Source organism: Gemella haemolysans, assembly GCF_012273215.1.
Lineage (GTDB): Bacteria > Bacillota > Bacilli > Staphylococcales > Gemellaceae > Gemella > Gemella haemolysans_A.
Map to the genome: position 1 here is coordinate 833,266 of NZ_CP050965.1, position 25,716 is coordinate 858,981.

At 28.8% G+C, this 25,716-nt stretch carries 27 protein-coding genes; 5 read left to right on the top strand and 22 right to left on the bottom strand.

Annotation, left to right across the window (positions count from 1 at the left end):
* The first annotated feature begins 84 nt into the window (after window positions 1-84).
* On the top strand, window positions 85-1,326 hold the full coding sequence (locus FOC48_RS03990) for an aminotransferase class I/II-fold pyridoxal phosphate-dependent enzyme (RefSeq protein ID WP_003145984.1): 1,242 nt from the start codon (window positions 85-87) through the stop codon (window positions 1,324-1,326).
* A gap of 79 nt (window positions 1,327-1,405) precedes the next feature.
* Here the strand turns inward: FOC48_RS03990 and FOC48_RS03995 are convergent, their stop codons facing one another.
* The 9 genes from FOC48_RS03995 to FOC48_RS04035 form a co-directional block, all read right to left on the bottom strand.
* Entirely contained in the window at window positions 1,406-2,134 is a 729-nt protein-coding gene (locus FOC48_RS03995; RefSeq protein ID WP_003145983.1) for a type 1 glutamine amidotransferase, read from the bottom strand.
* Window positions 2,135-2,138: 4 nt separating this feature from the next.
* Complete coding sequence (locus FOC48_RS04000; RefSeq protein ID WP_003145980.1) at window positions 2,139-3,440, bottom strand: MurT ligase domain-containing protein; 1,302 nt, start codon at window positions 3,438-3,440, stop codon at window positions 2,139-2,141.
* A gap of 11 nt (window positions 3,441-3,451) precedes the next feature.
* On the bottom strand, window positions 3,452-4,168 hold the full coding sequence (locus FOC48_RS04005) for a response regulator transcription factor (RefSeq protein WP_003145978.1): 717 nt from the start codon (window positions 4,166-4,168) through the stop codon (window positions 3,452-3,454).
* A gap of 19 nt (window positions 4,169-4,187) precedes the next feature.
* Window positions 4,188-4,919 (bottom strand): pseudouridine synthase, encoded by a 732-nt coding sequence (locus FOC48_RS04010; protein WP_003145977.1) that lies wholly within the window; start codon window positions 4,917-4,919, stop codon window positions 4,188-4,190.
* Window positions 4,920-4,928: 9 nt separating this feature from the next.
* Window positions 4,929-5,477 (bottom strand): SMC-Scp complex subunit ScpB, encoded by a 549-nt coding sequence (gene scpB, locus FOC48_RS04015; RefSeq protein ID WP_003145975.1) that lies wholly within the window; start codon window positions 5,475-5,477, stop codon window positions 4,929-4,931.
* A gap of 1 nt (window position 5,478) precedes the next feature.
* Window positions 5,479-6,114, bottom strand: a complete 636-nt coding sequence (locus FOC48_RS04020) for a segregation and condensation protein A (RefSeq protein ID WP_254263197.1) — start codon at window positions 6,112-6,114, stop codon at window positions 5,479-5,481.
* Between the two features lie 71 nt (window positions 6,115-6,185).
* Window positions 6,186-7,091, bottom strand: coding sequence for a tyrosine-type recombinase/integrase (locus tag FOC48_RS04025; protein ID WP_003145973.1), 906 nt, complete (start codon window positions 7,089-7,091; stop codon window positions 6,186-6,188).
* A gap of 175 nt (window positions 7,092-7,266) precedes the next feature.
* Window positions 7,267-7,974 carry a YoaK family protein gene (locus FOC48_RS04030; protein WP_003145972.1) on the bottom strand — a complete coding sequence of 236 codons (708 nt, stop codon included), beginning with the start codon at window positions 7,972-7,974 and terminating at the stop codon, window positions 7,267-7,269.
* A gap of 27 nt (window positions 7,975-8,001) precedes the next feature.
* The gene (locus tag FOC48_RS04035) at window positions 8,002-8,886 is read right to left on the bottom strand and encodes an NUDIX hydrolase (RefSeq protein ID WP_003145971.1); all 885 of its coding nucleotides are present in this window, start codon (window positions 8,884-8,886) and stop codon (window positions 8,002-8,004) included.
* A gap of 236 nt (window positions 8,887-9,122) precedes the next feature.
* Between FOC48_RS04035 and FOC48_RS04040 the strand changes: the two genes are divergently transcribed.
* From FOC48_RS04040 to FOC48_RS04050, 3 genes are all read left to right on the top strand, one after another.
* Window positions 9,123-9,305, top strand: a complete 183-nt coding sequence (locus FOC48_RS04040; protein ID WP_003145970.1) for a DUF2929 family protein — start codon at window positions 9,123-9,125, stop codon at window positions 9,303-9,305.
* A gap of 106 nt (window positions 9,306-9,411) precedes the next feature.
* A complete protein-coding gene (locus tag FOC48_RS04045; protein ID WP_003145969.1) occupies window positions 9,412-9,885 on the top strand; it encodes an NUDIX hydrolase in 474 nt (157 codons plus the stop codon).
* Window positions 9,886-9,903: 18 nt separating this feature from the next.
* Window positions 9,904-10,287: a thioesterase family protein gene (locus FOC48_RS04050; RefSeq protein ID WP_003145968.1), complete on the top strand. Its 384-nt coding sequence runs from the start codon at window positions 9,904-9,906 to the stop codon at window positions 10,285-10,287.
* Window positions 10,288-10,362: 75 nt separating this feature from the next.
* On the opposite strand, the gene codY is transcribed toward FOC48_RS04050, so the two are convergent.
* From codY to FOC48_RS04090, 8 genes are all read right to left on the bottom strand, one after another.
* Window positions 10,363-11,145 carry a GTP-sensing pleiotropic transcriptional regulator CodY gene (gene codY / locus FOC48_RS04055; RefSeq protein ID WP_003145967.1) on the bottom strand — a complete coding sequence of 261 codons (783 nt, stop codon included), beginning with the start codon at window positions 11,143-11,145 and terminating at the stop codon, window positions 10,363-10,365.
* A 79-nt stretch (window positions 11,146-11,224) separates the two neighbouring features.
* A complete protein-coding gene (trmFO, locus tag FOC48_RS04060) occupies window positions 11,225-12,529 on the bottom strand; it encodes an FADH(2)-oxidizing methylenetetrahydrofolate--tRNA-(uracil(54)-C(5))-methyltransferase TrmFO (protein WP_003145966.1) in 1,305 nt (434 codons plus the stop codon).
* A 20-nt stretch (window positions 12,530-12,549) separates the two neighbouring features.
* On the bottom strand, window positions 12,550-13,800 hold the full coding sequence (gene thiI, locus FOC48_RS04065) for a tRNA uracil 4-sulfurtransferase ThiI (RefSeq protein WP_003145965.1): 1,251 nt from the start codon (window positions 13,798-13,800) through the stop codon (window positions 12,550-12,552).
* Window positions 13,790-14,941 (bottom strand): cysteine desulfurase family protein, encoded by a 1,152-nt coding sequence (locus FOC48_RS04070; RefSeq protein ID WP_003145964.1) that lies wholly within the window; start codon window positions 14,939-14,941, stop codon window positions 13,790-13,792. The genes thiI and FOC48_RS04070 overlap by 11 nt, the downstream gene beginning before the upstream one ends.
* A gap of 224 nt (window positions 14,942-15,165) precedes the next feature.
* Entirely contained in the window at window positions 15,166-15,597 is a 432-nt protein-coding gene (locus tag FOC48_RS04075; RefSeq protein ID WP_003145963.1) for an acyl-CoA thioesterase family protein, read from the bottom strand.
* A gap of 1 nt (window position 15,598) precedes the next feature.
* Window positions 15,599-16,186 (bottom strand): lysophospholipid acyltransferase family protein, encoded by a 588-nt coding sequence (locus FOC48_RS04080; RefSeq protein ID WP_003145962.1) that lies wholly within the window; start codon window positions 16,184-16,186, stop codon window positions 15,599-15,601.
* A 19-nt stretch (window positions 16,187-16,205) separates the two neighbouring features.
* Entirely contained in the window at window positions 16,206-16,880 is a 675-nt protein-coding gene (cmk, locus tag FOC48_RS04085; RefSeq protein ID WP_003145960.1) for a (d)CMP kinase, read from the bottom strand.
* 142 nt (window positions 16,881-17,022) lie between these two features.
* Entirely contained in the window at window positions 17,023-19,131 is a 2,109-nt protein-coding gene (locus FOC48_RS04090; protein WP_003145958.1) for a DNA topoisomerase III, read from the bottom strand.
* A 164-nt stretch (window positions 19,132-19,295) separates the two neighbouring features.
* Between FOC48_RS04090 and FOC48_RS04095 the strand changes: the two genes are divergently transcribed.
* Window positions 19,296-19,754, top strand: a complete 459-nt coding sequence (locus FOC48_RS04095) for a nucleoside 2-deoxyribosyltransferase (protein WP_003145957.1) — start codon at window positions 19,296-19,298, stop codon at window positions 19,752-19,754.
* A gap of 55 nt (window positions 19,755-19,809) precedes the next feature.
* Here FOC48_RS04095 and FOC48_RS04100 read toward each other — a convergent pair whose 3' ends face one another.
* The 5 genes from FOC48_RS04100 to FOC48_RS04120 all read right to left on the bottom strand — a co-directional run bounded on the left by FOC48_RS04100 (window position 19,810) and on the right by FOC48_RS04120 (window position 25,399).
* The gene (locus FOC48_RS04100; protein ID WP_003145956.1) at window positions 19,810-20,841 is read right to left on the bottom strand and encodes a threonine aldolase family protein; all 1,032 of its coding nucleotides are present in this window, start codon (window positions 20,839-20,841) and stop codon (window positions 19,810-19,812) included.
* Window positions 20,842-20,935: 94 nt separating this feature from the next.
* Window positions 20,936-21,568 (bottom strand): ABC transporter ATP-binding protein, encoded by a 633-nt coding sequence (locus tag FOC48_RS04105; protein ID WP_003145955.1) that lies wholly within the window; start codon window positions 21,566-21,568, stop codon window positions 20,936-20,938.
* A 13-nt stretch (window positions 21,569-21,581) separates the two neighbouring features.
* A complete protein-coding gene (locus FOC48_RS04110) occupies window positions 21,582-22,841 on the bottom strand; it encodes an ABC transporter permease (RefSeq protein ID WP_003145954.1) in 1,260 nt (419 codons plus the stop codon).
* Between the two features lie 15 nt (window positions 22,842-22,856).
* Window positions 22,857-24,242, bottom strand: a complete 1,386-nt coding sequence (locus FOC48_RS04115; protein WP_003145951.1) for an ABC transporter permease — start codon at window positions 24,240-24,242, stop codon at window positions 22,857-22,859.
* 224 nt (window positions 24,243-24,466) lie between these two features.
* The gene (locus tag FOC48_RS04120; protein WP_003145950.1) at window positions 24,467-25,399 is read right to left on the bottom strand and encodes a helix-turn-helix domain-containing protein; all 933 of its coding nucleotides are present in this window, start codon (window positions 25,397-25,399) and stop codon (window positions 24,467-24,469) included.
* Between the last annotated feature and the right edge of the window lie 317 nt (window positions 25,400-25,716).

A 25,716-nucleotide genomic window follows, 5' to 3' on the forward strand; every position in this document is an offset into this window, starting at 1 on the left:
TTCAATTTCTTAATTATAATTCTCCCTTTTAGTAATGTCATATTAATGGTATAATAATTCTATATAGAAAACAGGAGGAATACTATGTCATTTTTTTCAAAACTAGGTGAAAATATAATTTTACCTCAAGACGTATTAATTCAATCAAAAGAAACAGCAGCTATTCCAGGTGCGATTAACGCTACAATTGGTATTGCTACATCTAATAAAAAAGCTATGGCTTTACCTTCAATAAACAAAGTAATAACAGAAATTAACAATTCAGAATACTTACCTTATTCTCCTACACCTGGATTACCAAAAATGCGAGAATTATGGAAAGAAAAAATCTTAGCTGATAACCCTAGTATTAATAAAGACTTTTTATCATTACCTATGGTTACAACAGGAATTACCCAAGGAATCGATATAGCGGCAAATCTATTTAGCGAAAGTGGAGATGCTCTTTTACTACCAAATCTTTTTTGGCAAAATTATGCTCAGATTTATACAATTAAGTTAGGAAACAAGATTTATAAATACAACCAATTTGACGAAAACAATGAGTTTAGTATAACAAACTTCAAAGAAACTCTTTATAGTATCAAAGAAGATAAAATTTCTCTAATTTTAAACTTCCCAAATAATCCAACTGGTTATACACCTTCTGATGTTGAATTGAATTCACTAGTTGATGTAATAAGTACTTATGCAAAAGAAAATAAAAATAAACAACTTATTATTGTCTCTGATGATGCATATTTTGGACTATTCTTTGAAAAGAATCACAAAACTCCTACATTAAGTGCTACATATAAATTAGCAGAAAATGAAAACTGTTTAATAATCAAACTTGATGGAATCACTAAAGAATATTACAGTTGGGGATTACGCATAGGTTTCATTACATACTACACAAAAAATGATGAATTAAGACAACTTTTATTAGAAAAAACCCAAGGTTTTTTAAGAAGTACTACTTCATCACCTTCTAATTTATCACAACAAATTGCACTTAGATTGTTAGATAATAAAAAAGCTCTTGAAGAAAAAGAAATAAATGATAAAATTATCGAAGAACGTTATAATGAATTAAAACAAGCTATTTCCGTAGAACAATTAGATTCTCTTGTTAGAATTTTACCATTTAATTCTGGTTATTTCTTCACTATAAAATTACCATCGAATATAAATGCACATGAGTTTAGACTTAAATTTCTAAACGAATATAAGTATGGAGTTTACTCAATGGATGATGAACACATAAGAATTGCATTCTCGTGCCTAGATAAAGAGTTAATTCCAGAACTTATAAATAAATTCAAACAGTGCATTAAACAATTTTAATATAAAAAGCGACTTAAAAGTATGATTAATAATAATCATACTTTTAAGTCGTTTCTTTATAATCTTTAAACATTAAATTTTATTTAATTGATTTTTTCAATAATTCAACCATATGTTTATTGGCATTTAATTCTATATCATTATTTAACTCAATAAAATCATATGTTCCATACTTATTATCTAACGCCGCTTTAATTAAATAATCTGTAACATTTGGATTTTTAGGTAAGATAGGACCATGTAAATACGTACCAATCAGATTATTGTATAAAATACCCTCTTTTTTATCTTCGTCGTTATTTCCATATCCTACTAGTACATTTCCTAATGTTTCATAATTATGATATGTTCTTCCACCATGATTTTCAAAACCTACGATATTACCGAATTTTTCAGATTCAACAAGGATATTACCAATTAAACGTGGTGCATCTTTTTTTGATTCTGTATAAAAGTCAAGAATATTTAAACCAGGTAATTTATCACCTTCTACAGTCTTATAATATTCTCCTAAAAACTGATAACCACCACAGATTGTAAGAGCTGGTATCCCATCTTCAATTGCTGATTTAAATTCATGTTTAATTTTACTGAATTGTTCTGTCGCGATACATTGCTCCCTATCAGAACCACCACCAATAAAAAACATATCACAATCTGTAAGCTTTACACCATCAGTAGAAGTAATATTCTCAATTTCTAAATTAATACCTCTCCATTCACAACGTTTTTTTAGCGCAATAACATTTCCAATATCACCATATAAATTTAATTTATCTGGCATAAAATGATATAATTTCAAATCCATAGAATTATTTCTCCAATTCTTTTTGAGTTTCTACTAAAGCCGTATAATTCGGAATAGCAATTGCATATTTCTCTTTATAACTTTTTAGTTTTTCAACTGCTTCTGAAATACTTTCTAAAACAACTACATTAGCATTAAGTCCTGAATACTTCAATCTCAACGCTAATTCTTTTGCTCGCTTACCAGAGCAGATAATATTATTTATCTTTTGTCCGTTCAGTATGTCAAAATCAGTATCCCAAATCCATGATATATCAATACCATCAGCACCATTATCATTCAATACTAATAGATAGTTTATTTCTTCTTTTATCGAATTAGCAATTGCTAAAGAAGCATTCAATCCAGCAGGATTTTTTGCTAGATTTAATAAAACTGTTGAACCGCTAGCTAAAGAAATACTCTGCATACGTCCATTAGTCGCAGTATATGATTCTAAACCGTATTTTATTTTTTCATCTTGTAATCCAAGTTCTTTTAAAAGTGAATAAGCTGCAAGTAAATTATATATATTATAATCACCAGCTAGTTTTGTTTCAATCAAAGTATCTTCATTAATAGTCATATTAATAAATGGTTCTACAGTAGCATTAGTTACTTCATATTTAACATCTCGGTGTTTAAAATCACATTTAGAACAGTGGTAAAAACCAAGTTGACTATAGTGAACATGATCATAAATTAATTCCATTCCACAATTAGGACAGAATTTAGATTCTGAAATACCAAAATCAGAAAATTTATAAGCATCTTTTGAAATACCAAAGTATATATTATCTTCACCATATTTTGAAAGCCTTGCAACGAAAGGATCATCACTGTTTAATATAAGTTGAATATTTTTCCCTTCTAGTTGTTCGCCTATTGTTGCTATCAAAGTATCAATTTCACCGAATCTATCAATCTGATCTCTGAAGAAATTATTGATAACAAATTTAGTAGGAGTAATATATTTCATTACCCTTCTAATTGAACCTTCATCAATTTCGATAATAGCTAACTTTGTATCATTTTTAGCTTGAATGGCAAAAGTTGAAATAATTCCATCCAACATATTTGCTCCTTCAAAGTTGTTTATGAAATTTTCTCCAGCAGTTTTTAGAGTATGTCCAATAAGATTTGATGTAGTTGTCTTACCATTTGTTCCAGTTACGAATACAATTTCATCAAAATCACTAGCCAGTTTCGTTAGTACATTGTCATTTACTTTTCTTAATACTTTACCCGGTAAATCCGTTCCTTTTTTACCTGCAATTTTACTAGCAGTTCTAGTTAATTTCGCTAAATTTCTATAAAATCCTAGCATGTTTTCTCCTTTTATAGACTATTTTGTGATGTATCAAATTTATACCCTATTCCCCAAACAGTAACAATCATCTGAGCAACCTTTGGAGAAATTTTATCGAATTTTTTTCTTACACGCTTGATATGAGTATCTACAGTTCTTAAATCAGAATAAAAATCATAATCCCATACAGCACGTAAAATTTCATTACGCTTAAAAGCCTTATCCGGTGATTTAGCTAAAAACAGTAATAAATCAAACTCTTTAGGTGTTAATAAAACTTCACTATCCTCAACAATTACTTTATGTGAATTAACATCAATAATTAAACCAGGGAAAACTAACACATCCTTCGTATATAGCTCCGGAGTATAAAATACACTACGTTTTGTACGTTGAAGAATAGCATTGATCCTTAACATAAGCTCTCTCGGACTAAACGGTTTAATTACATAATCATCTGCACCTAATTCAAAACCTTCAACCCTACTTTGTTCATCTGCTTGGGCAGACATTATTATTACAGGAGTAGCCTTAGTTTTTCTAAGTTCAGATAGAATAGACTTACCATTTAACATCGGTAATTGCACATCTAATAACACACAAGAATAATCCATATATTTTAGACGTTCTAAACCATCATGACCATTACTAGCTTCATCTACAATATATCCTTCTTTTTCTAGATACATTACTAATAATTTTCTAATTCTTTCCTCATCATCTACTATTAATATTCTTTCTGCCACAATACATCACTTCCTAATTTTACTTCTCACCATTCTTAGCTTTATTAATAAGTCTTTTAACCTCGTGAATCGTAAGGGTTCTATATTCACCTTTTTTCAAACCTTCTAATGTTAAATCTTCAATAGATTCACGTTTAAGTTTCATAACTTCATATCCTAAAGCTTCAAACATTCTTCTAACTTGTCTATTTTTCCCTTCGTGGATAGTTAATCTAACTAAAGTATTACCACTCTTGTTTTTATTTTTTACGATATTCACTTCTGCTTTAGCAGTTTTATAATTATCGATTCTCACACCATTACGAAGAATTCTAAGGTGATTATCTTCTAATTTACCATTAATTTTCGCAACGTATGTCTTTCTAATCTTATGTTTAGGGTGCGTTATTAAATTAATAAACTCACCATCATTTGACATTATAAGTGCCCCAGACGTATCGTAGTCTAGTCTTCCAACAGGTACAACACGTTCATTAACATCCTCAAAGAAGTCTTTTACACATGTTCTATCTTTTTCATCTGACATTGATGTAATAACCTTCTCAGGTTTATAAAATAGATAGTATCTCTTATTTTCTTTTAGTAAACGAACACCTTCTACGATAATAATATCACTTGGTTCGGCTTTTACACCTAGTTCTTTTACAACTTCTCCATTAACACTTACTTTTCCATCAAGAATTAATTGTTCTGCCTTTCTTCTTGAAGTATATCCTGATGCAGCTATTAATTTTTGCAGTCTTTCTGCCATCTCATCCTCCTAATTTTGTAAAAATTTACTAATCTCTTCATTACTAACAATTTCCGATTTTGGTAATTGTTCTAAACTTTCTAACCCAAAAACATCTAAAAAAATGTCTGTAGTTTCATATAACTTAGGCTTACCAATAGTATCCAAAGTCTTATTCGATACTATAAGCTCTTTACTAACAAGAGAGTGTAATATAGAATCACTACTTACACCCCTTATCTTATCAATTTGAACTTTTGTAATTGGTTGATTATAAGCAATTATCGCTAATGTTTCTAGAGAAGCTTTAGATAACTTAACTAGATTTTTAGAAATAACAGCTTTTTTTATTACCTCTGTCATTTCATCTCTTAAGAGCATTTTATAAGTTGATCCAAATTTTTTAATAATCAACGAATTATTGATTTTATTATAATCTTCACAGAACACATTCAACATGTTTTCCGCTTCGTGTTGTTCCACCTCCATAAAGGTAGAAAAATATTCAATATTAAGACCATCTTCACCTTTCATGAAGAGTAAAGCCTCAATTATTTTCTTTGTTTCATCTAATAGCATATTAATTTTCCTTTAATTTATATTCTAAAATGATTTCACCATCTTTGTCAACACATAATAATTCTTGTTCTTTTATCATAGCTAAGATTCCCATAAACATCAAGACTATCTCATTTTTTTGAGAATATGTTTTTACAAGATCAAAAAAGTGCATCTTAGGCCTATCCCTAAACTTATGAACAAGTTCCTCTTTTACCTGTTCAAACGAGACTTCTCTACGATAGCTAATTAAAGAAACTTCGCTATCTTTTTCATCGAAAGATCTAAGTATATTCTCCATCGCCCTTAACAATTTAGTAGAAGGTATTCGAAGTGATTCGACACTACCTTCTACTTCTATATTAGCACTTTCTTTATCTAAAAATTGAGCTCTCATTCTTTGAAGATTGTCTAGTTTTTCACTCAATTCTTTGTAATTCTTATAATCAAGAAGCTGTTGAACTAGATCCTCTTCATCATCAATATTTTCATCTTCAAACTTAGGAAGTAAATTCTTACTTTTTATATGAAGCAAAGTTGCTGCCATAACAATATATTCTTCTGCATTCTCTAAAGAAAATTCATCGTTATTATTTATATATTCCAGATAACTCTCTGTTAGACGCGCTATAGGAATATTATAAATATCAATTTCCATCTTTTCTATCAAATGTAAAAGTAAATCAAGTGGTCCTTGAAAAACCTCTAAGTTAACATTATACATTAATTTTATCCTTTATTAATTGTTTTTCTTGGATGATTAGTCATTGTTCTTTTAGATTTATTCCCCTCTAAACTTGAGAAATACAATTTTAAGCTATGAATATTTTTTAGCCCAAGTAGTTCTTGAACTTCTTCAGCTGGAACTTTATCCTCAAGTAAATGGATCGCTAAAGAATTTCTAAAATTCATAGTATTTAATTCTTTCGTCAAACCTAAATCCTGTTGACGTTTTTTAAATATTTTCCAGAAACCTTGGCGACTTATACCTTCACCATCATGATTTAAGAATAACTTACTATCGTCCTTAATATCAGGATATTCCTTTTTTAACTCAGTAATATAATTTTCAATCGCTTCAACTGATTCTCTATTCAAAGCGACAGTTCTATATCCTTCTTTCTTTCTATATTTTAAAAATCCAATAGTAGTATTTACATCTTTAAGTTCAAGGTTAATACATTCTGTAGGTTTTATACCTATAGAATAAGATAATTCAAATATCGCTTTATCTCTATAACCAATAAGATTATGTGTTTTCACATCTAAAATTTTTGAAATTTCTTGTCTTGTAAAAATTACCAAATCTTGGTGCTCTTCTTTATCAATATGTACATCGATATTTATTCTATTAGGAATAATTTTTTCCATCCATAAATATTCTACAAAAATATGAACAGTAGAAATCGTTCTTGATAATGTCGCTGATGAATACTCTTTTTCTCTTAAGTAATCAATATATCTAGAAATGAATTCCTCATTAAGCCATGAATAATCATCTGTTGAATATCCTCTTTCAGCTAAATATAAAAAGATTTTTTTCAAATCTCTATCGTACGAATTAATAGTGTTAGTTGAAAACTCTTTTCTATTTATTAGATATTCATTAAAATTGTTTAATACTGTTTCACTCATATAAATACCCCCTTAATATTAAAGCTACCCTATTTTTTGTTTCTATATTGATTATAACATCTATAAAACTTTATGTAAATGCATTTATAACAATTTTTCTTGAAATATAAAAAATTCCAAGACAATTTAAAAAGCTAATTAAAACTTTCTAAAACCGCCTTGAAATTTTATTATTTTATACTAATTTTTTTCTTCCGAATTTGTTATAAATAACAACAATAAAAACTAAATTAACGGAAATTATACCAATAGGAACAATAATCGCTTTATGTAAATAATATTTCGACATAGCAGCTCCTAAAATTACTCCGAATAAAAATACACTAATTACTGTAGAATAAATAATCAATGGAGTTTTACTCTCTTGTTTTTTCAAAACAACAAGCTTGTATAGATGCTCACTCATAGAACGTAAGTTACCAGTACAAAATACACTCGCAAATACTAAATTATTAACTTTTCTAAAACCATCATATTGAATTGCGCAAATGAAAGAAATAACGATAGGTCTTACATCGATTCCAAAAAACTGATGTTTTACTGAAATTACTATTAAAGCTGTCATTTGTATCAATAATAACATAAATATATGCTTGAAAATAGATAACTCTTTGTATCTATACTCAATAAATTTACTTACTAATACTCCTACAACAAAAGAAAATATAGGAATTAAATAATGTAGTACTTCTCCAAAATTCCCCTCGATCAAATCAATACCTACAAAAATTAAATTCCCCGTTTGAGCATTAGCAAAAATACCTCCACAGTTAACAAATGTATATGCATCAAAAAAACCACCCATAACCGTTAATAATAAACAGAACATCAATTGTTCATGTACTGGAAGATTTTTATTGATCAATGTCTCTCGTAAATTCATAAACTCTAAAATCACTCCTCATAAAAATTAATCAAATATAGTTTTCCAATTTTCGATATTATTATAACAATCAAAACACATTTCTAATTGTTTTTTCGTCGTTCTTGTTGTTGATAATTCTGGTAATTCATCAAGTGAATAAAATTCTGCTCCCAATGTTTCAGTATTTTCAACAAAACTATGACTCACATATTCACATAAAACAAACACCTTAACCATTCCAAATGGAAAATTGACATGGTGATGTCTATTATAATCAAGTACTGCAATAATTTTCACAGGATTAACCACCGCTCCTGCTTCCTCACTAGCTTCTTTTATCGCATTTTCCTTAATACTCATATTAACATCTTGATAGCCACCTGGAAGAGCCCACTTACCATCTAATTGCTCTTTAACTAGTAAAATTTTATTATCTTTAATAACAGCAGCTCTTGTTTCTACTTTAGGTGTTTGATACCCCAATTCTCCAGCAAAATCCAGCTTAACTTTCTCTATAGGAATATCATATTTAAACGATAACATCTCGCAAGCAATTTCTCTAATTCTTTCTGATCGCTCTCTATCAAATTTATCTTTACTATAAGCTAAACTACATTGAGAAAGAAATTGAAGCTCTTGTGCCCATTTTTTCCAAACATCATTTTTAAACACTCTTACTACATCTTCAATATTCCTAATGAAAATAGCATCTTTTACATCTAGAAAATCGTACTCTTTTTTCATTAAGAATACATTAACCAATGTAGAACTAAGGTTATTTTTATTATCAGTTAAAAACAAAACATTAGATTCAAAAATGACTGGACTTTCAATAAATTCAAAAGGTATCTCGTTATCAAAAAACACTTGTTTTATATCAGTTGAAATATTGTCTTTTAAATTATTATCGATATATAATTTTTGATACATAAACTACCTCCACAATTTTATTTATTTTATTGTATCATATTTTTTGTAAATTTCTAGTAAAATAATGAAAATTCCAATTAGTTTTCATAGTTTTCTAGAACTAATATATTAATCATACTTATACTCTAATTATTACACACAAATGTTATAAATACAATTTATTAATAAAAATGTTGCTAGATTTCAATAATAGTTGTATAATAAGTAGTGTAAGAAAAAATTAAGGAGTGATAACGATGAAATATATTATTTCACTAATTTGGTCATTTATATTCGCATTTATTGTAATATTTATCGTATCATCTATTTTAGGTAGCAATGGTGAAGTTAATACACTTCGTGACTGTGCTATTCTTTCTGTAATGTTTACAGTATTTGTTGCATTACTAGACGCTGTAGGTTTAGATAAAAAACGTTAAACGAAGCTATTTATTAATTCAATAAAAATTTTTCACAGAAGAAAGTAGGCATTGAGGTAAATCCTCTTTCCTACTTTTTCTTTAAATATGAGGAGATGATAATATAATGAATAATGTATTAGCTACTATGTGCTATATTGATAATGGCGATAGTTTCTTAATGTTAAAAAGAACAAAGAAAGAAAACGATATTCACGAAGGATTAACAATTAGTGTGGGTGGTAAGTTTGAGCCTGGGGAAAGTCCTGAAGATTGCATAATTAGAGAGGTAAAAGAAGAAACAAACTTAGATATTATTAACCCTAAATTAAGAGGTATCATTACCTTCCCTAATTTCGATGGCGAACGTGACTGGTATACATATGTATTTACTGCACCTAACTACAAAGGTAAACTGACAGAAGATTGTAATGAAGGTGATTTAGTATGGGTGAAAAAATCTGAAATCCAAAATATAAAAACTTGGGAAGGTGATTATATCTTTCTAGATTGGTTGGTTAAAGATAAACCATTCTTCTCAGCTAAATTTAATTACAAAAATAATGAATTCGTAGACTACGAAGTTACATTTTATGAATAATTTAATAGGAGTAAAATTATGAATATAGAAATTAATAAGCAATTCAAACAAAAATATATCGTGTCAGATACAAACACAGCTAAATTCATGGGAAGCGGTGATCTTGAAGTATTAGCTACTCCAAGTCTTGTGGCATTTATGGAAAATGCTGCTAAAACATACCTGAACACTTTCTTATCAAATGAATTTGGGAGTGTTGGAAGCAATATAAATATAAACCATCTTGCTCCTACTTTAGTTGGAAAAGAAATTACAATTCAAGGAGAAGTTACTGAGGTTATTAAAGAAAAAGTCATTATTTTTTCTTTAGAAGCATTCGAAGAAGATAAAAAAATCGGCGACGCTTCTCATACAAGGGTAATTATTAATAATGAAAAATTTATCGATAAATTAACTAACTAAAATACTAAATATTATTTACGTAAAAAAGAAAGGCTGTAAATCTACAACCTTTCTTTTATTATACAATTTTACTTATTAAAATTCGTTAGAAAACATTAATTCTAAGAAATATTCTTTTAATACTTTAATATATGTACCCTTCATACCTAATGATTTAGATTCAATAATACCAGCACTTTCTAATTTTCTAAGAGCATTTACGATTACAGATCTTGTAATCCCTACTCTATCAGCAATTTTACTAGCGATTAATAATCCTTCTGTTCCATCTAATTCTCTAAAGATATGTTCAATAGCTTCTTTCTCAGAGAATGACAATGAGTTTAGAGCCATATTAACCATATCTTTATCTCTTGCTAAGTTTTTCTCTTTATCTTGTTTTTCATGTAAAATCTCGATACCTACTACTGTAGATGCATACTCAGCTAAAACTAAATCATCATCTTTGAAATCATTATCCATTCTACCAATTACAAGTGTACCTAAACGTTCTCCACCACCTCTAATTGGTAGGATTACAGTATAACTGTTTCCTTCAAAGCGTTCTTCTTCTTCTTCAGGGAAAATTGATAATGGTTCTTGGAAAGGAATATTAACCTTTGTGGCATAAACTTTTAATGTTGCATCTAGATAAGCTTTAGGAACTTTTCTATCTTGAATGATTTTTTCCATACGTTCATTTGAATAATCAACGATTGAATCATAACCAAGAATATTCCCTTCAGTATCTAGAATATAAACTACTGAATCTAAAATCGGACTAAGACGCATAGCCATCGCTTCAAAGTCTACGTTGTCATGACGTCCTTCTTGTAAAATTGTACTAATTTTTCTTGTTTTTTGTAATAAACTTGCCATTAATTTTCTCCTTACAAAATACTTCCCTGACTATTATAACATTTATTTTAATAAATTGTAAGACTTTTTAAAAATTAATTTAATCAATTTTGAAATTTTCTAAAATTTCTAGCGATCTTTTAGCATATCTTTCATATTTTTCCTTTTTATCTTTGATTCTTTCAGGAAGTGGTTTAATAATACCAAAATTTGCATTCATAGGTTGGAAGTTTTTACTTGTGCTATCAACGATATAGTTAGCCATTGCCCCAATCATTGTTTCAGTTGGAAATACTACTTCTCTACCTTCAGTATTATAAAGCGCGTTTAACGCTGCAACAATCCCTGAAGCTGCACTTTCAACATATCCTTCTACCCCTGTCATTTGACCAGCGAAATAAATATTTTTTTCTTCTTTTAATCTATATGTTTTTTCTAATAATTGTGGTGAATTTAAGTATGTATTTCTGTGCATAACACCATATCGTACGATATTAGCATTTTCAAGCCCAGGAATCATATTAATAATTCTCTTTTGTTCACCCCATTTAAGGTGAGTTTGGAACCCAACAATATTGTATAGAGTTCCTTCACTATTATCTTGACGCAATTGAACAACGGCATATGGACGTTTATCAGTTTTTGGATCTTCTAATCCTACTGGTTTCATCGGTCCAAATAATAAAGTTTTCTCTCCACGTTTAGCCATTTCTTCAAAAGGCATACACCCTTCAAAGTAAATTTCTTTTTCAAATTCTTTTAACGGAGCAGCTTCAGCTGTTATTAATTCATTATAGAAATTTGTAAATTCTTCTTTTGTCATCGGACAGTTTAAATAAGCCGCTTCACCTTTATCATATCTTGATTTTAGATAAACTTTTTCCATATCGATAGAATCTTTTTCTATAATTGGTGCTGCAGCATCATAGAAATATAATCCATCTTGTTTAGTATAGTTTCTAATATCTTGGCTTAAGGCATCTGATGTAAGTGGTCCTGTTGCAACTATTACAGGTACATCTCCTTTAGGAATTTGTGGTAGTTCTTCACCGATAACATTAATATTTGGATGATTTTTAATAGTTTCAGTAATCATTTCTGAGAATTTATCTCTATCTACCGCAAGTGCTCCACCAGCTGGTACTTGTGTTGCATCCGCACATTTAATAATGATTGAATCTAACATTCTCATCTCTTCTTTTAATAATCCAACAGCATTTGTTATATTATTGGCTCTTAATGAGTTAGAACAAACTAACTCCCCAAAGTTTTGTGTTTTATGAGCAGGAGTCATCTTCTTAGGTCTCATCTCATAAAGATCAACCTTTACTCCACGTTTTGCTAGTTGCCAAGCAGCTTCACTTCCTGCTAGCCCTGCCCCAATTACTATTACTTTTTTTTCCATTAATTATCTCACTTTCTATTTTATAATAAATCTGAAAAATCTTCTTTTTCTTCTTTTTTAACTTCTTGTTCTCTCATATCTTGAGTAATAACTCTACCATTTTTATCAAAAAAATATGTTTGAACACTATCTAATGTCTCAGCTATTAAATCTGAGTACTCATCACGTGCTTCATAAGCTTTAATTTTTTCTAATCTTGGTTTTGTTTTTGGTGCTTTTGGCGTGAAAATTGTGCAACAATCTTCAAAAGGAAGATTAGAAATTTCTAATGTTTCAATTTCTTGAGCAATTTTAATTATATCAACTTTATCCATTGTCAATAATGGTCTTAATATCGGTAAGTTAGTGACCTCATTAATACAATTCATCGACTCTAAAGTTTGTGATGCTACCTGTCCAAGAGATTCTCCAGTTGCAATAGCTAAACAGCCTTCCTTTTTAGCCACTTCTTCAGCAATGCGTAACATGAATCTTCTTGTTGAAGTCATAGTATAATTCGATGGAACACGTTTAACAATCTCTGTTTGTAACTTAGTAAAGTTAACAACGTGTAATTTAATTTTTCCTACTACTTCACTTAACTTAATAGTTAAATCAAAAATCTTTTGTAATGCTTCAGCAGAAGTGAACGGTGGTGATTGGAAATGAATCATTTCAACTTCTACACCTTTAACTTGAAGAGTATGTGCGGCTACTGGTGAATCAATACCACCAGATAACAGTAATAAAGCTTTCGAAGAAGTATTAACCGGGAAACCACCCACCCCTTTTATAAAGTCTGTAAAAATAAATACCCCTTCACTACGAACTTCTACATTTATAACAAAATCCGGTTGTTTTACATTCACTTTTAAATTTTTGTAGTTTATTAACACATGGCTTCCAAACACATTATTTAATTCATTTGTAGTATGTGGGAAGTTCTTATTTGGACGTTTAGTTTGAATTTTAAATTTGTATTCTTTATCTAACTTAGTTTCAAGCAGCTTATCAATAACCTTCTTAGCTTCTTCAACATCTAATCCTGCTCTTAATACAGGTGAAAAATTATGAATACCTGGTACTCTTTTTAATCTTTCCATAATTTCATGAACATCTTCATTGTGATCTAAATGTATATACATTCTATCTCTTTTAGTTTGAACATGAAAACCTGTTAACCCTTGTAAATTATATCTAATATTTTTTGTAAGTTTTTTTAGAAATTCATTTCTATTCCCAGATTTTAGAGTAAGCTCTCCATATCTTACTATAATATGACTAAATTCCACTTTCAATTACCTCTTTAAATTTTTTATTGTACTCATCTATTAATACTTCAATAAACGTTTCAACTTCTTTTCTTGTAGTTTCATATGAGAAACTAACTCGAATACTACCTTCTATATTTTCCTTAGATAATCCCCTTGCATACAACGCCTCATTAAGATGGAATGTTTTTGAAGAACAAGCACTTGTAGTAGATACCATGATACCTCTATCATTCAAGGCATTAACAATTACCTCACCTTTAATTTTTGGTAAGCTAATGTTAACAATAGAATCCACAAAATTTTCACTTAATGGCGAATTAATTACTATATGCTTATATTTAGAGAATTCATCAACGATAAGTTTTTTAAATTCCTTATGCTTAGCTTTTATCGCTTCAACTTTTTCCTGTGATAATCTTAACGATTTTGCTAAACTCACCGCAGCTGCAACATTTACTGTTCCACTACGTAATCCATCCTCGTGACCACCACCAAAAGTAATATTATGAACTGTTCGTCTAGATTTTAAATACAACACTCCTATACCTTTTAGACCATGAAATTTATGTGCAGAAATAGAATAGCTATCAACTTTTGAAAGGTCAATGCTATTTTTTAAAACTCCTTGAACACCATCAACATGAAAATGAACTTTTGGATACTCTTTTAGTATCTCAGAAATTTCATTGATAGGTTGAATTGCCCCGAATACATTATTAACATGCATCACGCTTAATAATATAGTTTCCTTCGTTAATAATGTTTTTAAATGATTTAAATCTATAATACCATTCTCATCAACATTAACATAGTCTAAAATAAAACCACGTTTTTCTAGTTCTCTAAATGTTTCTAAAACTGAAGGATGTTCAATCTTAGAAACTATAATCCTATTTCCAAAATCTTTCTTGTGTTCAACACTTCCTAATAATGCAATATTATTACTCTCGGTAGCACATGAAGTAAAAAAGATATTTTCTTCCCCTACACCAAGAATACTTGCCACTTGAGCTCTTGCAGCTGAAAGAAGTTTATTAGTTGTTTTTCCAAATTTGTTGATACTAGCTGGATTTCCATAGTAAGACGTATTAACTTCCACAAAAGCATCTAGAACTTCTTTATACGGTTTAGTCGTAGCACAATTATCTAAATATATCATACTATCTACCTTTCTTTCTCAGTAATTAAATATGTTTTTCAAAAAATAAACATATTTTGAACCACTATAAAGTATATAATAAAATCAATTATTTATCAATTAAACAGGCTATATTTAATATATCTACATTCGTAAATCCATTGAAAAGTTTTAAAATTATAAGAGGAGTCTCTCAGAAATATGAAATTTTCATACTAGTGAGAAACTCCTTTAATTATTTATAATTAATCTTTATATTCATTTGCTACAACGTCTTTAAGAATTTGATCCCATTTTGGTAAATTTCTATCAATTCTTATAGCTCGATCACTATCTGTTCCTAGAATATTGTGCGAACTTGAAGCAATAATAACTACTTCTCCATCTACAAAAAATTCATAAGAAAAAATAGTTTTAATTCCACTATGTTTTTCAATCCATGCTTTAATAAAAATATCTTGACTATTATATTTTATATTAGATCTTATCGAATACTTAACATCAATATCAGCATAATATAAATTATAGTTAATTAAAGAATCGATATCTATACCCAAACCGTTTAAATAATACTTCTTAGCAAGATTCATCCATTCATAAACATATTTATTATCTAAAAAACCAGCTTGATTGAAAAATTTCTTTTCTAATTTAAATTTAATCGTTTTTTCGTACACTTTATTTCTCCTTTGCAATCAATTCTGAAATTTTTTCCATTAAAATAGCAGTAATCTCATCGTGACTCTTACCTTCTTCTTTTAAAGAAGTTGCATCTATCTCATCACCAATTACAATTTTAATACTAGAAAAAATTCTAAAATTTTTATTTGGGATAATAGCAAATGGAATAATTTTTGTTTTTGCTCTCGTAGCAATAAATGACGCTCCGTTATGAGATTGACCAAGGTCTAAATCTTTTGAATGAGAACGAGTACCCTCAGGAAAAATCCCGACAACTTCACCTTCTTTAAGTAATTTAATACTATTATTTATCGCAGTTCTATCAAACGTACCTCTTTTTATAGGAATTGCTCCTGTCGCTTCTAAAGCTTGTTTAACAAAAAATATTTTAAACAATTCTTCTTTAGCTATGAAGCGGATATTTTTCTCGAAAAAAGCTGGGAATAATAATGGATCATGATTACTCAAGTGATTTCCTGAGATTACTACACCTTTAGCATTTTCTATTTTTTCTTTATTAACAATCGTAACCTTATAAAATGTTTTATAAAATAAACTTAATAATTTTCTTACAAAATTATACATGCTACACTCCTATTATATATTATCTTTCTACAACTTTCACTAGTTCAGTCATTTTATCAACAACTTCACCAATAGTCATAGATGTCGTATCTACTAATGTTGCAGAGTCAACTTTTACTAGTGGAGCAATATCTCTATTTTCATCTTGCCAATCCCTAGCTTTAATATCTTCCTTAACTTTTTCGAAATCAACATTTTCTAAACCTTGACGTTCAAAATCTAATACTCTTCTTCTTGCTCTTTCTTCAACAGACGCTGTTAAAAAAATTTTAACATCTGCATTAGGTAGGACAACAGAAGCAATATCACGTCCATCCATAATAATATTATTAGTATGAGCTAGATTTCTTTGAGTATCAATTAGGAATTCTCTCACTGCAGGAGATTTAGCGAATAAAGATGTATACTGACTAACTTCTGCAGTACGTATTTTATCACTAACTTCTACATCATTTACATATACATATTGAACACCATCAACATATTCTACTCTAAAATCTAATTTTTCAAGTAATTCTTTAATTCTATTTTCTTCCAATTCTTTTAAATCATTAGATAGAAAATTATACGTTAATGCACGATACATAGCACCAGTATCAACATAGTTAAATCCTAGTTTTTCAGCTACCATTTTTGTTATCGTACTTTTTCCAGATCCTGCTGGCCCATCTACAGCCACTGATACATATTTCATTATATACCTCTCAGACAAATTTTTTCAATATACATTATAGCACAGACTTGCTTTTAACACTACATTTATACGAAAAAAATTTTTTATCATCAATATTAATTAAACTCAATCTATAAATTTAACAAGATGTAACTCTATAATTCTACTTAAGCTTCAATCCTGCTAATCCAGCCAGTGCATTATTCTCTAATTTTTCCTGCTTCATGTATTTTTTCATATCTACACGGCTAGCCTTATCTTTTTTGCTTGATTTAATTCTCTTATCAACTTCTTTTTGTTTTAAAGAATTTCCACATTGACAACGATATGTAGCATTTTCTCCATTTCCGAATAATGTCATTTTCTTATGACAATTATCACAACGAAGATTTGTTAAACGGCTAATGACCTTGCGATTACGACAGCTCGGATTAGAACATTTTAGCATTTTAGTTCCTTTTTTATCTACTTCTAACATAAAGCTTCCGCACTCTTCACATTTCTTACCACTAATATTATCGTGTTTGAACTTATCTTCACTATCTTTAATTTCTGCGATACAAGATTTTGTATATTGTTTAACATCATTTAGAAACTTATCTTTAGAAAGTTTATTTCTAGCAATATTATCAAGTTGTTTTTCCCATACCGCTGTCAGAGACGGACTCTTTAGATTTTTCGGAACTAAATTTAAAAGCTGTTTAGCCTTATTAGTAGTTTTAATTCTTCCATTGTCCAATACTAAATAATCATTCGTGAACAGTTTCTCTAATATGTCCGCCCTAGTCGCAACAGTTCCGATACCATTTGTTTCCTTAAGAATTTTTCTTTCATTCTCATCATCAACAAATTCAAATGGATTTTCCATTGCATATATTAAACTACCTTCAGTATAATAACTTGGAGGAGTAGTTTGTTTCTTATTATAGACTAATGACTCAAGTTTAAGACTATTATTCTTTAGATTAATAACTTTATCTTGGATTTCTTCTTTACTTAAAACTTTATAACCTTCCTGAAGAACTTTTAGACCTTTTGCAGAAAATACCTTATTCTCCGAAGTAAACGAGTAAGTTGTTTCTTCATATTTATATTCAGGTAATAAGTTTTCTAAAAATCTTTTCGCTACTAAATTATAAATTTTCATCTCCATCTCAGACATCGACATATAATTTGGTCTTTGTTCTGTAGGAATAATCGCGTGGTGATCACTTACTTTTGCATTATTAATAATTTTCTTAGCATTTAAGTCTTTTTCTCTTAATAGTTTTGCAATAATTTCTTTAAAATCTCCACCTATAGCTTGTACACGATCTCTTAGAGTATTTTTCATATCACTAGTTAAATATCTACTATCAGTTCTAGGATACGTTAAGACTTTATGTCTTTCATATAAACTTTGCACAATATTTAGTGTCTGTTTCGGTGACATCCCAAATAAAGCACTTGCTGTTTGTTGAATATCTGTTAAATTATATAATGGTTTAGCCGAAGAAGTCTTAGATTTTTTTTGAACATCATTAAATTTAATATCTTTATTAACATTCTTCTTAATAAACTGTTCTGCTTTTTCTAGATTAAACTCACTGTTACCACAGCTAAATTTAACACCATCAATTTGAGCTTCATATGTATAATAATCTTTTGGCTTAAACTGTTTGATTTTTTCTTCTCTTTCGAAAACCATCTGTAAAGTTGGTGTTTGAACTCGGCCACAGTTTAAAGATGCATTATATTTTAAAGTTAAGGCTCTTGAAGCATTAATCCCGACTAACCAATCCGCATTAGCACGAGCTATACCAGAATGATATAATCCAAGATATTCTTTTCCATCTTTTAAATTTTTAAATCCATCTTTTATAGCTTTATCAGTTACAGATGAAATCCATAGACGTTTAATATTTTTATTACATTTAGCTTTATCAATAATGTAGCGCGCAACTAACTCTCCCTCACGTCCAGCATCAGTTGCAATAATAATTTCTTTAACATCTTTTCTATTTAGAGCATTCTCCACTACTTTATATTGTTTAAAAGTCTTCTTAATAATTTCAGTCTTCATAAATTTTGGAATCATCGGCAAACTTTCTAAGTTCACATTATTAAATTCTTTATATTTATCCGGTGTTTGAAGGGTAATCAAGTGTCCCAATGCCCATGTAACTACATATTTATCTCCCTCTAGGCAACCATTCTTATTATTTTTCGCCCCAAGATTTCTCGCTATATCACGAGCAACCGACGGCTTTTCACAAAGTACTACACTTTTCATCAATAATATCCTCACATATTTTCTTTACTACTATAATTATTATAATAGAAATAGATTAAAATAACTAGTAGAATTTATAATCACTATCACTTCCCTCCAACATTAGTTGTAAAATACACCTCATATATATTATAATTTATATAACAACAAAGGAGGATTTGTCTATGAAACTTTATTTAGCAGGAGCACTATTTAATGAAGCGGAAATCGCTCAACGTTTAAAAGAGGGAAAATTATTAAGTGAAAGATTCGGAGAAAGATTATCTGTATTCAATCCAATCGACCAACCTTTTAACGAAGATAAACAAACATTACCAACACCTCAAGATATTTTCAATGGAGATACATACGCAGTAGAAAATTGTGATATTTTCTTAGCAGATGTAACTAACGAAGACAGCGGAGTTATGGTAGAATTAGGAATAGCTATTGCACTAAACAAAAAAATTATTGCAATAAATTCAGATATTAGATTAAAATCTGCTAACAAATACGATATACCTAGCTATGCAATGAACCATTATGTTCTTGGTGGTATTTTAAAACATGGTACACTAGTTTACAGTTTTGAAGAAGCTATGAACGAATTAGAAAAACTGTTTTGCCTAAAAACTAAACTATAACTAACACGATAAAAAAGCTTTAAAAATAGATTTTCTACTTTTAAAGCTTTTTATATTATAATATTTCAATTAATTTTTCAACATCTTCTTTTTTAGTTCCCCAGTCTGTAACAAAACGTATAATAGTATGATCTTTATCGAACGCTTTCCAATATGCAAATTCAACAATTTCTTTTAATTTATCCATGTCTGTATTATTTATAATAACAAATTGTTGATTTGTTGGTGAATCTACGTATAGTTTATATCCCTTATCTATAAGACCTTTCTTTAATAATTCAGCCATCTCTATAGCATGTTTACTAATTTCAAAATATAAATTATCAGTAAATAGAGCATCAAATTGAACCCCAAGCAATCTACTTTTTGCTAGTAATGCACCTTGTTGTTTAATTATTGTAATAAATTGTTTAGGAACATACTTATTATTTGAAAATACAATAGCTTCTCCACATAATGCTCCAACTTTCGTACCACCGATGTAGAAAACATCACATAAATTAGCAAATTCCTCAAATGTTAAATCACATTTTTTAGACATTAATCCATATCCTAATCTTGAACCATCGACGAATAATGGGATTTTATATTCCTTACATAGTTCATATAAGTTTTGTAATTCTTCTTTACTGTATAATGTTCCATATTCAGTTGGGTAAGAAATATACACCATACCAGGTCTCACCATGTGAGCATTATTAGCATCTTTTTCGAAGTTTTCTAAGCACTCTTTGACATCTTCAAATTTAAGTTTACCATCAACATTAGGTAGTTCTATTACTTTTCTTCCAGTATATTCAATCGCTCCCGCTTCATGAGTACTAATATGTCCCGTATCAGCAGCTATTACTCCTTCGTATAAACGTAGCAATCCATTAATAACAACAGCATTCGTTTGTGTTCCACCTGATAAGAAAAATATTTCCGCATCGTTTTTACCACAAGCTTCTCTAATCTTGTTTTTCGCTTGCTCTGAATAACTGTCACTACCGTAACCATATTCTATCTCAAAATTTGATTCTGATAATTTTTCTAATATTTTTGGATGCGCTCCTCTTCCATAATCGTTAACAAAAAATAACTTCATTATGCACCTCTATCACTATATATCTTTTTAAATATTATACCATATTAAATAAAAATGGACCCAACTATTTACTTTTGAGCCCATTATATACATATTATCTAACTTTCAACTTCTTATCTTTCAATTCTAATACCACATCAGCAGCATACGCTAATTGATTACTATGAGTAACAACAATTACACATTTATTATTCTCAACTGCAACTTTTTTCAGAATATCTATAATTTCTTGTGCAGTATTCTCGTCTAAGTTTCCTGTCGGTTCATCAGCAAGAATAATCGGAGCTTCTGATACTAATGCTCTTGCAATAGCTACACGTTGTTGTTGACCCCCTGAAAGTTTCATAACATTACGATTAATATGTTCTTCTTCCAATCCAAGTTTTAGAAGAATATCCTTGTTCGCATTTTTCGAAACTAATTTAAGATTCTCTAGTGGTGTTAAATAATCAATTAGATTATAATTTTGAAATACTAGAGAAATATCTTTTCGTCTATGTTCACTATATCCTATTTTTTCAATATTAACATTATTAAATAATATTTCCCCATTTGAAGGACTATCTAGCCCTGCTAATAAAGATAATAAAGTTGATTTACCTGCTCCTGATTTCCCTATTATTGCATAAAACTTTCCTACTTCGAAGTTATAAGTAATTCCACTTAGCACTTTAGATCTGCTATTTTCATATAAGTAATCTACATTTTTTAATTTAAAAATCGACATTTCTTATTCCTCTCTAATTTATTTGCGTTAAAATTTTCTTCGGTTTCATTTTTAATATTGGTAATAAAGCAACTACGACTGAAATTATCACAATAGTTACCATAACTATTATCACACCTGTGATATTCGAACCATTAATCGAAATTTTTGTTAATTCATCGCTAATTATCTTTGGTAAATCTTCTGAAAAAATACTTGTAGCATTACCGCTAATGTATTTAAGTAAGATAAACTCTAGTCCTAAAGCTGATAAAAAGCCGAATATCGTAACCATTAATGTTTCTACAACAAATTGTAAAATTAAATTGATTTTACTTATACCTAACGAAAGTAAAATACCAATTTCATATAATCGTTCTCTTATCCAAAACATAAGTACTAACGATAAAATCACAACTCCTACAATAACACTACCTATTCTAATCAAGTTCGTAAGTTTTGTAACACTTTCAACTGAAGAAGTAATCAATTCGTAATTTTTGTTAGATTTTGATACTGAAATATTATTAATTCCTAAATTCTCAACGTTTCGTATAATATTATCTAAATTAGTCGGATTATTTACTCCATACTCAACAGATGTCACTCGATTACTTGTTGAATAATTTAATAACTCCTGACTAGAGTTATAATCTGTATAAACAGTATTTTCTATAAAATCTGAACTTAATCCTTCAAAGTTATTAGTCTTCTCCCCTGAAAAAATTCCAACTACTTCAAATTCAACAGTTTTACCATTTTGTTCTAATTTAATCTTATCACCTAAGTTTAAATTGTTGATTGTAGCAAATTTTTCATGAACTAAGATTTTATTTTGATCATTTTCTTCTATATGTCTTCCCTTTTCTAGCTTCAGAACTTCACTTTTGAAATCTATATTATTTTTTGTAGAAGTTATTCCATTCATCATTACTAAATTACTTTTATTTTTCATTTCCTCAGTAATTGTAATATTTTGATTTTCTTGAACAACTTTTTTATCTACTACATTAACAGACTTCGCATAAAGATAGTTTTTCTCGTTTACTCCAGCAACTTCATTAATTTTCTTCAAAGTATCCTTTTCTATTTCCTTATTTGATTTATCTATGCTTTCAATAGTAAATCCAAAGTTAACATCTTTATATAAGTTCTTAGAGATGCTTCCTACAGTTGTGTTTAGTATACTTCCACTTAGCAAGAAAAATGATATTAAAGTAACAATGAAAAATAAAATGCTACTCCTAACTTTTTTTCTAATAATATAAAGATATGCCCTATTAAAAATACTCATCAGTTTCTCCTTACATTAGTTAATATCCGATAATAAATCTTTTGGTTTTCTATAAGCCAATCTACTAGAAGCAATACCTACAGCAACGATAATAATTACAATTCCTACAATAACTACTGTTAACATATTGCCAAGGCCTACACTTACATCTAGCGCTGTAATAATTTTATTCGCACCTTCAACTTCTGCATTTGCTCCAAGATTAACACCATTAGCTTGATTTGATATCGTCTTACTTACAGACTTAATAGACTGTTGTAAAATCTGATTACCAATACTTTGGCTTATTGCACTTCCAACAAAATACGAAGCTATGAAACTTGGAATACTAATTAGCAATACTTCAAGTATAAATTGACCAATAATACTTGCTTTTGTCATCCCAATTGCTAAACTTACACCAATTTCCCTTCTTCTACTGTTTATCCATAGGAATAAAATCAGAGAAAGAATTACTATACTAAATACTATTGTAGCTATAAATACACCATTAGTTAAACTATATATTGTATCTAATGATTGTTGTAATGCTGGGAAGTTTTGATTACTTTTAACAAGCATATATTGTTTCCAGTTAATAGGTAATTTCTTAGCATCATTAATTATGCTATCTACCTTATCTTTTCCATCAACTAAGAACGTTGCATCTTGATATATTTCTTTTCCATCTTCATAGTTATATAAAGTTTTTGTTGTTTGCGTATCAGCTATAAAAATATTATCATATAGCTCCATATGACTAGAAGTTGCGCCTTTATTCTGTCCTCCAAAAATACCAACTACTGTGACTTCAACCTCTTTATCAGATTTTTTCTCATTATCAGCATCATTTGGATTACCTTTTAGTTTGATATTATCTCCTACTTTTACTTTATTTTTCTTAGCAAAACCTTCATGAACTAAAACAGAATTTTTATCATCATCTTTAAGATGTCTACCTTCTTGTAACTTTAGTGTCTCTGCAGAGAATCTATCATCTAATGAAGAATCATTAGTTCCACTTACAATAACAGTTTTAGAGAAAAGTTGTCTTTGTTTGTTGTTTTTCTCTTCTTGTTGATGATTAGCCAGTTTTAACGGTTCTAAATCAACTAGATCAGCACTCACATTCATTCTTTTTATATATTTTTTCACACCAGGAAGATTCTTAATCTTTTCTATATCCTCACCGATCAAGTTACCAGCACCTCTAGCAGTTCCTGGATTAGTTTTTCTATTAATCTCCATAGAAAAACTACTAGTTATATTCTGGAAAGTTTCTTTAGACAAAGCATCTGTTGATTTTTTTATTGAAATAGTACTTAAAATTAATGATGACATTGTTACTAATATCAAGAATATAACAAATGACTTAAAACTTTTCCTAGTTATATATAACCATGCTTTTTTTAATATTGACATTATTTACACCTCTTTTTATTGTTTTTTTCTAAATAGGATTAATTACTGTTATCACCCTATAATTATATGATACCGCTTTTACTTAAAATTAAACTTATATTATTCATATAAAATTAAAACGCTTTAATATATAATTCAATAAAAAATTCAAAACAGTATAGAATACTATCCTCACGTTTTGAATTTCTTTATTATAAATTATATTAGAACATAATATAGTTTTATTAGAACTCGAAATCAATTCCCGTTTTATTTCTTTCATAAAACCATTTAACTAATTTATCTTTCGTTAGATTATCTACAAGTATGTGATTTAAATCTATTTGAGCATCTAGTAGACGAATACATTTATTTGCAAGTTCAACACCTTCTGGTTTATTCAATTTAAGTTGAATCTGTGCCAATATATAATTAAATGAAGTTACATGAAAAATAAAATACGTAACATGTACATAATGTTCCTTCAATAATTCAATAGCCTTAATACAGTATCCTTCTGCTTCTTCTACATGACCTCTTCTAGATAAAAGGGCTATAGCACTATTTAACAATAGTAACAATCTTTCACCTTTGTCAGAAGAAAACATATTGTCAGACTTTATAGGAACTAAAGACTCATTAATTACACGACGAATAAATTCATCTGAAAATTCATCATCATTAGTTGTTCCCATAATAAAAGTTAAAGTAAACAATTCATTAATATTATGCTTATCTAGACTTCTTAAGTGCTCTAAAACAATTTTCCTATTATCTCTTATGATCTGTGGTCCTTGAGTTTCTCCTAGTACACATAGAAACTGTTCGATATAAAGTCTAGTAGTAATCGAAATATTCTCATTTTGTTCCAGCGTTTTAATCGCTAAACTTTTAATTAACGATTGTCCACCCGCTATTTCTAATCGTTTTGATTCTGCTACAAATCCTGTCTGATCTACTTCTACAAGAGGTAAATACTCGGAAAAAAAATCTTGATAACAAATCCCTATATTTCTAAGCAACTGTTCAAATACTTCTAACGAAACACTTGTTTCATCTGCTTCAAATCTGATTAGTGTTCTTACTGAAATAGCATTTCCAGCAGCATCCTTTAATTTAATCCCACGCTCTTCTCTAATCTGCTTAAAGATTTTTCCATGCATATTTTTGTTGTCCATTTAAGTATCCGCCTCCTAAATAAATTTTATATCAATTATATCATAAATAATGTAATTTATGTTATGATACTTCTATTATTTTGATATTTTCTTAAATATTTTTCTATAACGTCTGATAATTTAGACAAATTAAAAAAGAGTAACCGACAACACAACACAACACAGTTACTCTTTTTTATGCCTATATTATTTTCCGTTTAATTACCCTTGTTTATAAACTTCAAAATTAATACTTTTCTCATCATTATTATATTTTTTCTTAATTATATTTAGGTACATAATATATTTTCTTCTCCAATTTTGTTAAAAAACAAATT